Source organism: Arenibacter latericius DSM 15913 (genome assembly GCF_000424985.1).
GTDB lineage: Bacteria > Bacteroidota > Bacteroidia > Flavobacteriales > Flavobacteriaceae > Arenibacter > Arenibacter latericius.
In genome coordinates this window covers 1-9,158 of record NZ_AUKX01000076.1, presented here as the reverse complement: position 1 = coordinate 9,158, position 9,158 = coordinate 1, and the positions used below count along the sequence as shown (strand labels likewise).

The window sequence follows — 9,158 nt, the reverse complement described above, 5'->3', positions numbered from 1 at the left end:
TTTCATTCTGACAGAGGGGTGCAGTATGCCTCGAATAAAATGACCGATCTATTCACTTATAATAAAAAAATAACACGGTCAATGAGCAGAAAGGGAAATTGTTGGGATAACGCTGTTGCGGAGAGCTTTTTCAAAACAATTAAACATGAATGGCTGTATAGGTTTAAATATACCTCCCATAATCAATTGTTCGAATCAATAAAGCAATATATAACATGGTATAATAACGAAAGGCTACATTCTAGTTTAGGGTATCTCTCCCCTTTAGAAATGGAAATCAAAATAAGAGGGTTTTCTAAAAAAGTGGCTTGAAAAAATTAGTCCCAAATTTAGTAGGTAATCCATAGCGCTTTTACTACCAAGCAAAATTGTTCAGGATTTAAGATCGTCCTATCTACAAAACAGAGTGGCCGTAAATTAAAAAAAAACGAGATTATTGGAATAACACCTAATCTACATCTAAACAATAATTTAGATTGGGTTCAGCAGATTGTAGAATTCAGCATGGCAAAAAGATAGCCTTCCAAAAATTTGTTGTTTATTGGGATGTGAAACCAACCTAATTAAATTATTTCCCCATCATGAATATTAGACTAATTCTAATCATAGCGATATTATTCTCCTCGTGTTCCCTGAAAACAAAGGAAGTTCCATCCGAAATACTTCAATTTTCCGAAAAAGCAATTGAAGCATCCATAAACACGGAACCATTAGATGCTTTTTACGAAAAATATTTTGACCAAAATGTATCCGAAGAGTACATCAACTCACTAAATAAAAATGCAATTATATGGAAGGGGTTGGAACACAAAACCGAATTACGAGAAGCTCGTTTAACAAATCAATATGGTGTAAACTCTGAGTTCCTTGTAAAATATTGGGTGACCTTTAATGATGGTAGAAAATTCTCTTATTCTATAAAAGTATTAGAAAAAGAAGGAAAGTTGACTTTATTAAGATTTGAACCTCTTAATACAAATATTGCTAGTACATTTTATTCTCCTGAAACCAATTTTAAGCTTCCCGACTATGAAACTAACAGAACTAAAATTTATATCGCTTATACTTCCATATTCGCAATACTTCTTATCCTAGTTTTATTAGCATTCTGGCAAAGAAAACACCTACTATTACTCGCCACTCCCCTACCCTTTATTTACAAACAAGGGATAACGATATACAATTTTAAAGGTATTGAGGTGATATCTCCCAAAACATATTTTGGATTACCCCATTATGAAAATATTGATCTTCATTTTTCATCTATATCATTGACCACAACCGGTGCATTCTATGCATTGACAATAATTGGACTATTTATTATTTTTTCAATTAGAAGAAATAAAAAAATGGCTACCAATTAAAATCGGCAGCCATTTGCTATAAACTTAATCGTAATGAAGCTTAGGATAAAATAGGAATATTTCCTTGCTTACATTCTTCAATCATTTCATCTGGCCAAATACTGGTCTGTATTTCTCCAATATGTGCTTTTTTCAAGAAAAACATACATAAACGAGATTGACCAATTCCACCTCCTATAGACAATGGAAGCTCATCATTAAGTAGCATTTTATGCCACATTAATTCCTTTCTATCCTCTGCACCTGCAATGGCTAACTGCTTATTTAAAGCATCTTTATCTACACGGATTCCCATAGATGAAATTTCTAGAGCTTTTTCTAGAATTGGGTTCCAAAGTAGAATATCACCATTTAACCCTTTAAGACCATTTTCAGATTCTGTACTCCAATCATCGTAATCAGGAGCTCTACCGTCATGCTTTTCCCCATTAGATAATAGTCCCCCAATACCAATTATAAATACGGCACCGTACTTCTTAGCAACTTCAGTTTCTCTCTCATTTGGAGAAAGGTTAGGGTACATATCTGCTAATTCTTGAGTATGAAGAAAGGTTATTTCTTCCGGGAGAATAGGCTTTAATTGTGGGTAACGCTCATACACAATATATTCTACCCTTCTAAAAACGCTATAAATTTTATTTACTATATACTTTAGAAAATCAACAGATCTTTCTTCATTACTAACTACTCTCTCCCAATCCCACTGATCTACATAGATAGAGTGTATATTGGAGAAAACCTCATCGGGACGTAATGCATTCATATCTGTATACACCCCATATCCCTCTTCAATTTCGAATCGGGCCAAAGCAAGTCTTTTCCATTTTGCAAGGGAATGAACAATTTCAGCTTCCTCATCGTTCATAGATAGTATCGGGAAAGTCACAGGTCTTTCTACACCACTAAGATCGTCATTAATTCCAGATCCTTTCTTAACGAACAAAGGCGCTGTTATTCTTCTTAACCTCAATTCTGATGATAAACTAAGCTCAAAAAAGTCTTTAATCAATTTAATTGCTTGTTCTGTCTCTTGTATATTTAATTGTGGTTGATATCCTTTCGGGATTTGTAATTTATAACCCATTATGGCAACATTTAATTAGTTGATTAGCAACTCGCTTTTATTAATTGTATATTAAAAAACAAAAATGCGATAATTAGAAGGAATATCAAAACAGTCTTGAATGAGAAGTCACAAAATGTTAAACTTATAACGAGATTATGGCATTTGGTACATTTTAAGCTGTAATTCTGTGGGCTGCCGACAATAAAAACAAGATCTAGGTTTAGGGAAACTTAAGGTGTATAATAACGTTGCACCACCCTACTTCATGCTCAGAATTTATTTAGAATTCCCCAAAACGTTCTGTTTCTTTTTGTTAAATTAGTTTCGTTGCTGTTTTTACTAACTAAACACAGCGTGTAGATATCAACTTATAAGCCAATGGAAATTACATTAGCTTAATAAACGCGTAATAATAATGAAGTCATCTAAAAATAAAGAACCTCAGCCTGTTGAAGTATCAGGAAATACCCTAAGATGCCCCGTATGCAGTAACAATCTCTTCTGGACCAGAAGAGCTCAACTAAATTCAGCCGTAGCATCTTTCTTCAACTTAGATTGGGCCAATAAAAGTGCCACCTGTTTTGTATGCTCAGATTGCACCCATATATCTTGGTTTCTAGGGAAATAATTTCCTAACAAAAGCATGGAAAAAAGATTTAAAGATGAGAATGGTAATACCCTATAGCGCCCTGTTAACGTTCGAGCAATATTTCATCAATAATCGACATACGAAATAGTTCACCACCAAATGAAAAGAATACATTTTGATAATTTAGGAAAGAGGGGGTTTTGGTTTGCACTAATAATCCTATCATTATTTTTTTTGCTCGTGGGAATATTTGAACCAGTGGAATTTGAGAATCCAAAAATCTACAAATACATAACTGCATGCGGATTTTTTATTCAGGTAGTCTACTATAGTAAACTACCTCGGGGCAAGCTCACAAGGCATTAATGAAAAAAAACGTATTGATTTCGAGGCAAGCCTCGGAGCATTTAAATCTCGATTATCGAGTAAATTATTCTAGTTTAAAAATACCGTACAATGGAATAAGAAAGGCATCGTAATCCGAAATAAAACTTTTATAGGAAAATCAATCCCGTTCAGTCAAATTAGTGAGACCGAGCTCAATTGTAAAATAATAACCTTAACTAAAACTAATGGTCAGGAAATACGGATTGATCTGACTGATGTAGTGGAATCTGATATTGATAAACTAAATGAAATAATCACTAGTAACACCCTAGTTATTAGAAAATCAGCGAATTAAACCAACACTATAGAAACATTATTGAGGTTATTGTAAAATACAGTTCTAACAAAAAAATGCCTTCCTAAACGGAATGGGTTGGCAATGGCAGAGGCTTTATAACCTCACTTAATGAGTAAATTAAATAGAGATTAATTTAAAAAATTCTACCTAATGATTGGAGTAGCACTTCTTTTTATTCTCCTTGGTGTATTTATAAAATACGGCAAAATGTATTTTTTAATCGCGGGTTATAATACCATGCCCAAAAAAGAAAAGGAAAAATATGATATTGAAGGTATTGCCAGTGTATTTAGAAATGCCATGTTTGGAATGGCTTTTATTATTATAGTTGGATACTTTATTGCTAAATGGCTAGAAAACCCAATGATTCAAGATTATGCTTTTTGGACTTCACTGGCTATTGGAATTCCCTACGTGTTAATTGTTTCAAACTCTAAAAAGTACAAAATCCGAAAATAAAAAGACCTAAATAGGAAGTAAGGATAAGCAACATATTACCTGCTATAGGAATAATAATCCATGCTCCTGTTGCAATCACCACTAGTGCAAGCCTGAACCTCGCTTGTACTATATCGTCCCTAAAATATAGAATAACATTACCCTAGGAAAAACATAACTTCTAGCATTACCGGTAATTCCACCTTTAAAAATCAAAGTCCCCCTCCCCTTGTGTTTACAGCCTTTCCTGGACACTGAACTGAATTAAATAAAACGTTTATTTAATGTAACATCTAGAACGCTATTATCTGGCCTGTATCTAAAAGCTGGCTAATTTTCAGCAACATCCTATTCTTACATAGAGCACATTCCTAGTTAATTATAAGAATTGGAAAGAAAGCCGATTGTAAAACACCAATAGTTTTCACATCCAACACCAAAAAACATGGTAGTTGCAAAAAAGTGATAAATTTTCTCCATATTTACGTTGTTAACTGTCAAAAAGAATATTTTCATGAGCAATTATTTTAAAACATACCCAAATAGTGAAGGTTTTTTCGGCGAGTACGGAGGCTCTTTTATTCCGCCGTCACTAGAGGTTGAAATGAAAAAGATAACGGATGCGTACCATACCATAAGTAAATCTCATAATTTTATACAAGAACTGCGTAGCATACGTAAACACTACCAAGGACGTCCAACTCCTGTTTATTACTGCTCTCGTTTATCAGAAAAATACGGAGGACGTATTTACTTAAAGCGAGAAGATTTGAATCACTCTGGGGCACATAAACTAAATCACTGTATGGGAGAAGCCCTTCTTGCCAAGCACCTAGGTAAAAAGAAGCTTATTGCAGAAACTGGTGCAGGTCAACATGGTGTGGCTTTGGCTACTGCTGCCGCTTATTTTGGCTTAGAGTGTGAAATTCATATGGGCGAAGTGGATATTAAAAAACAGCATCCAAATGTGGTGCGCATGAAAATATTAGGGGCAACTATTGTACCTGCTACCCACGGACTAAAAACCTTAAAAGAGGCTGTAGATTCGGCTTTCGAAGCATACCTTAAGGACCCTGAAAACACCATTTATTGCATTGGTTCCGTAGTAGGGCCTCATCCATTTCCAATGATGGTTCGCGATTTTCAACGTGTGGTCGGAATTGAAGCACGAGAACAGTTTTTGGAAATGACCGGGGAATTACCAGATAACGTTGTTGCTTGTGTGGGTGGAGGGAGTAATGCCATAGGATTATTCTCTGCTTTTCTAAATGATGATGAGTGTAAGATACATGGTGTTGAACCCGCAGGACGTTCTATGGAATATGGCGAAAATGCTGCATCCATGACATTGGGAACTCCAGGGGTAATGCATGGGTTTAAATCCTATATGCTAAAAGATGAAAAAGGAGAGCCAGCACCCGTTTATTCTGTAGCTAGCGGACTAGATTACCCTGCTGTTGGACCAGAACATTGTATGCTTAAAGATAATAACACGGTTAACTACGATATTATTAACGACAAAGAAGCTATTGATGCTTTTTACGAACTAAGTCGACTAGAAGGTATTATACCTGCTCTTGAAAGCTCGCATGCTGTAGCCTATGCATTAAAGCTGGCTAAGGAGCAACCTCAAAAATCTATATTGGTCAATTTAAGCGGTAGAGGCGATAAGGATATCGACTATGTTGTGGATACTTATGGTCTACCAGAATAACCTATTTTAGATAAAATAACCAACCCACACCTTAAAGCTCTATTGAAGACAGTAATAACCATTTTCTTGGTGATTAACATAGCTTCGATAGAGCTTTTTTTAATAAGTGAAAGTTCACACCCTACTAGGATATCAACTGCTAGTTACAAGCTTAATAAGAGAAACGAATTATGGATAGAAAGAAATATTGGGAAACAGTTTATAACACAAAAAATCCAGACCAAGTTAGTTGGACGCAAGAAATGCCAAAAACTTCCCTTGAGATTATCCATTCCTTCGGACTAAATAAATCAGCAAAAATAATAGATATAGGTGGCGGATACAGTGAGCTTGTAGATTACTTACTTGATGAAGGATATACAAACATTACTGTACTTGATATTTCTGCTAAGGCCCTAGAAAAAGCAAAAACCCGACTTAGAGAAAAAGCGAATAAAGTAAAGTGGATTGTATGCGACATTACAGAATTTGAACCCACCACTTCTTTTGATTTGTGGCACGATAGAGCTACATTTCATTTTCTTACAAGCCCTGAACAGAAAAGAAAATATATAGAAACTGCAAGAAAGTCTGTAAGTGGATTCTTGACGATAGGAACATTTTCTAAAACTGGTCCTGAAAAATGCAGTGGCCTCGAGATTAATCAATACGATGAGGAAGAATTGTCCAAAGAGTTTATAAATGGGTTTGATAAAATAAAGTGCGCTACAGAAGACCACATCACTCCATTTGGTACAACGCAGAATTTCTTGTTTTGCAGTTTTAAGAGACAATTGAACTGAACAGCCAATAACTACATTGATTAAACATTACTAATCGTGGTTGCTTTTGTTTTACCAAAACATTTGCGTATATATAATACTATGATAGAGATAAAAAGAACCGACTCTAAAAATGCCGAGTTTAAAAAACTAGTGGAATTACTCAATGCAGATCTAGCTGAACGAGATGGAAAAACTCATCCGCTATCTCAATTCAATAATATTAGTAACTTGTATCATGTTGTTTTAGCGGTTAAAGAAGGTAAGGCTATTGGTTGTGGCGCTATCTCTGAGTATGATGTTAACACCATGGAAATAAAAAGGATGTATGTTTCTCCAAAAACCAGAGGACAGAGAATTGGAGAAAAAATCTTATCCGAATTAGAAAGTTGGTCCAAAGAATTAGGAAGTACTAAATGCCTTCTTTTTATGGGATCTAAACAACCGGAAGCTAGCGCACTTTACAACCGAAACGGTTATGCATCCATTCCAAATTACGGTCCATTAAAAGGCATTCCAGATAGCCTCTGCTTTGCAAAAGATTTATTATAATAAATTTATTTGGGGCAAACTACTCAACAAACCACTAGCAATCCATCTCTTTAGATTAAACCATGTAAAAGGTACAGGGAAGTAACACAAAAACTAAATGAAAAAGAATAAAATAGTTTCAGGAGGCATCGGTGTATTAGTTGGATTCCTAATTTTTATATTGATCATTGATCTCTTATCTAAGCCAAACAATGTGCCGGTTTCATTAAGACCCATAGAAAGCATGGAAACTTATGTTTTTAGTTTTGTTTATAGCATGGGAAATCTCGGATGGGTATTGGGAAGCTTACTGTTAATTGGATATCTAGTATTATGTTACTTTCTAGGAAATTGGATTCGCAAAATTATGTTTAAAAACTAACACTCTTCAAGCCCAAACCCTCTCACTTTTAGAGCAAATAGCGTCTTACTTGCTGCCGATATGCAAATTCAGTTTTAATTTGTTAAATTCGCAGGTCACCTTCATAACTAACCAAATAACAATACGTTAGACATAATTCAACCAATAATTCTTTTACTACATTTAAAAGGAGAAATAAGAGTTTACATAAAAATTATTAACGGGAGTCAGACACCATAAAAACAGAAAACACAGTAAAATGAGACAAGTATTTTTATTTTTATTGACATTAGGACTATTATCTTGTAATCAACAAACGGGCAACACTAAGGAATTACAAAACCGAATTGACAGTTTGGAAGTTAAATTGGCTAATACCTACAAGCCTGGTTTTGGAGATTTTATGGGCACCATACAAACGCATCATGCTAAGCTATGGTTTGCAGGACAGCACGAAAATTGGAAACTTGCCGATTTTGAAGTGCACGAATTAATGGAAGCTATTGAAGCTATTGAGGAGTACCACCCCGATAGAAAGGAAACTCAATTAATAGGAATGATATATCCAGCCATAGATAGTGTAGACATTGCTATTGATCAGAAGGACCTTAAAAAATTTAAAGAGAGTTATACCCATCTCACAAACACCTGCAACAAATGTCACCATGCAACGGAAATGGAATATGTTGATAGAGGTCAGTATTTAAATACGTATCTTTATTTATAGTAAAGATATAATATTATGGATGTTTTCAAGGGTCAAAATCTTCTAGAGTTCTCTGATCGGTTCAAAACCGATGATGATTGCAAGGAATACTTAGCTTCGATAAAGGCTAAAAGTGCTTATAAATGTACTCGTTGCAACCATACCGCCTGTCAAATCCGCAAGGACTTCGGCAGACAGTGCAATATCTGTGGCCATATCGAATCCGCTACCGCCGATACACTTTTCCATAAGGTCAAGTTCGGTGTCAGAAAAGCGTTTTTCATCTGTTTCGAGATGGCAACCACCACCAAGAGCCTATCGGCAAGTTATATGTCGGTTCGCTACGGTGTTACGGAAAAGACCGCCAGGCTTTTTATGCACAAGGTCAGGGAAGCAATGACCTCCAGCGGCAACGATCCCATGGACGGAGAAGTACACGTTGACGAGTTTGTCCTTGGCGGAAGGGACGAAGGCAAAACGGGAAGGAGCTATGATGGCAAGAAAAAGAAGGCCGTGACAGCCGTACAGCTTACCCAGGATGGCAAGGTAAAGAGAATGTATGCAATGAAGATCGATGATTTCTCCGCACGGTCCCTACAATACATCTTTGTGAACCACATCAGTCGGGAAGCGCAGGTAACAACCGATAAGTGGAGGGGCTACAGGCCCATAGCCAAAGCATATGACATCACCCAGATAGAAAGCAACAAGGGGCTGAACTTTAAAGCACTCCACACAATGATCCACCAAGTGAAATCTTGGATAAGGACAACCTATTCCTGGGTGAGCGATGATAATCTGAACAGGTACTTCAATGAATTCTGTTTTCGGATCAACCGATCACAGAGCAAGGCAACCATATTCAACAACCTTATCACCAAGATGGTGCAGGGAGAGAAAATATATCAATCACAATTAATAAGTAACTAACTACTGACCTCTA

At 35.8% G+C, this 9,158-nt stretch carries 10 protein-coding genes; 9 read left to right on the top strand and 1 reads right to left on the bottom strand.

Features of this window, described 5'->3' with window-relative positions:
- Together H344_RS0116255 and H344_RS0116250 are read left to right on the top strand one after the other, a co-directional pair.
- On the top strand, positions 1-312 hold a 312-nt coding region (locus H344_RS0116255; RefSeq protein ID WP_026811253.1), incomplete at its 5' end, for an integrase core domain-containing protein.
- A gap of 269 nt (positions 313-581) precedes the next feature.
- On the top strand, positions 582-1,364 hold the full coding sequence (locus tag H344_RS0116250) for a hypothetical protein (protein ID WP_026811252.1): 783 nt from the start codon (positions 582-584) through the stop codon (positions 1,362-1,364).
- A gap of 40 nt (positions 1,365-1,404) precedes the next feature.
- Here the strand turns inward: H344_RS0116250 and asnA are convergent, their stop codons facing one another.
- Positions 1,405-2,448, bottom strand: coding sequence for an aspartate--ammonia ligase (gene asnA, locus H344_RS0116245; RefSeq protein WP_026811251.1), 1,044 nt, complete (start codon positions 2,446-2,448; stop codon positions 1,405-1,407).
- A gap of 1,406 nt (positions 2,449-3,854) precedes the next feature.
- Between asnA and H344_RS0116235 the strand changes: the two genes are divergently transcribed.
- The 7 genes from H344_RS0116235 to H344_RS0116205 all read left to right on the top strand — a co-directional run bounded on the left by H344_RS0116235 (position 3,855) and on the right by H344_RS0116205 (position 9,145).
- Positions 3,855-4,163, top strand: coding sequence for a DUF3784 domain-containing protein (locus tag H344_RS0116235; protein WP_026811250.1), 309 nt, complete (start codon positions 3,855-3,857; stop codon positions 4,161-4,163).
- A gap of 493 nt (positions 4,164-4,656) precedes the next feature.
- Positions 4,657-5,856 carry a tryptophan synthase subunit beta gene (gene trpB, locus H344_RS0116225; protein WP_026811249.1) on the top strand — a complete coding sequence of 400 codons (1,200 nt, stop codon included), beginning with the start codon at positions 4,657-4,659 and terminating at the stop codon, positions 5,854-5,856.
- Between the two features lie 170 nt (positions 5,857-6,026).
- Complete coding sequence (locus H344_RS0116220) at positions 6,027-6,638, top strand: class I SAM-dependent methyltransferase (RefSeq protein WP_026811248.1); 612 nt, start codon at positions 6,027-6,029, stop codon at positions 6,636-6,638.
- 81 nt (positions 6,639-6,719) lie between these two features.
- The gene (locus H344_RS0116215) at positions 6,720-7,169 is read left to right on the top strand and encodes a GNAT family N-acetyltransferase (RefSeq protein ID WP_026811247.1); all 450 of its coding nucleotides are present in this window, start codon (positions 6,720-6,722) and stop codon (positions 7,167-7,169) included.
- 97 nt (positions 7,170-7,266) lie between these two features.
- On the top strand, positions 7,267-7,530 hold the full coding sequence (locus H344_RS21780) for a hypothetical protein (protein ID WP_157378353.1): 264 nt from the start codon (positions 7,267-7,269) through the stop codon (positions 7,528-7,530).
- A gap of 238 nt (positions 7,531-7,768) precedes the next feature.
- Positions 7,769-8,236 carry a hypothetical protein gene (locus tag H344_RS21250; RefSeq protein WP_051254374.1) on the top strand — a complete coding sequence of 156 codons (468 nt, stop codon included), beginning with the start codon at positions 7,769-7,771 and terminating at the stop codon, positions 8,234-8,236.
- 15 nt (positions 8,237-8,251) lie between these two features.
- Positions 8,252-9,145, top strand: a complete 894-nt coding sequence (locus H344_RS0116205) for an IS1595 family transposase (protein ID WP_026809533.1) — start codon at positions 8,252-8,254, stop codon at positions 9,143-9,145.
- Positions 9,146-9,158: the final 13 nt, after the last annotated feature.

Bases quoted from the DNA above. Each gene is read 5' to 3' on its own strand.
- asnA (WP_026811251.1), bottom strand. From the start codon at position 2,448: ATGGGTTATAAATTACAAATCCCGAAAGGATATCAACCACAATTAAAT.
- trpB (WP_026811249.1), top strand. From the start codon at position 4,657: ATGAGCAATTATTTTAAAACATACCCAAATAGTGAAGGTTTTTTCGGC.
- H344_RS0116220 (WP_026811248.1), top strand. From the start codon at position 6,027: ATGGATAGAAAGAAATATTGGGAAACAGTTTATAACACAAAAAATCCA.
- H344_RS0116250 (WP_026811252.1), top strand. From the start codon at position 582: ATGAATATTAGACTAATTCTAATCATAGCGATATTATTCTCCTCGTGT.
- H344_RS21780 (WP_157378353.1), top strand. From the start codon at position 7,267: ATGAAAAAGAATAAAATAGTTTCAGGAGGCATCGGTGTATTAGTTGGA.
- H344_RS21250 (WP_051254374.1), top strand. From the start codon at position 7,769: ATGAGACAAGTATTTTTATTTTTATTGACATTAGGACTATTATCTTGT.
- H344_RS0116235 (WP_026811250.1), top strand. From the start codon at position 3,855: ATGATTGGAGTAGCACTTCTTTTTATTCTCCTTGGTGTATTTATAAAA.
- H344_RS0116215 (WP_026811247.1), top strand. From the start codon at position 6,720: ATGATAGAGATAAAAAGAACCGACTCTAAAAATGCCGAGTTTAAAAAA.
- H344_RS0116205 (WP_026809533.1), top strand. From the start codon at position 8,252: ATGGATGTTTTCAAGGGTCAAAATCTTCTAGAGTTCTCTGATCGGTTC.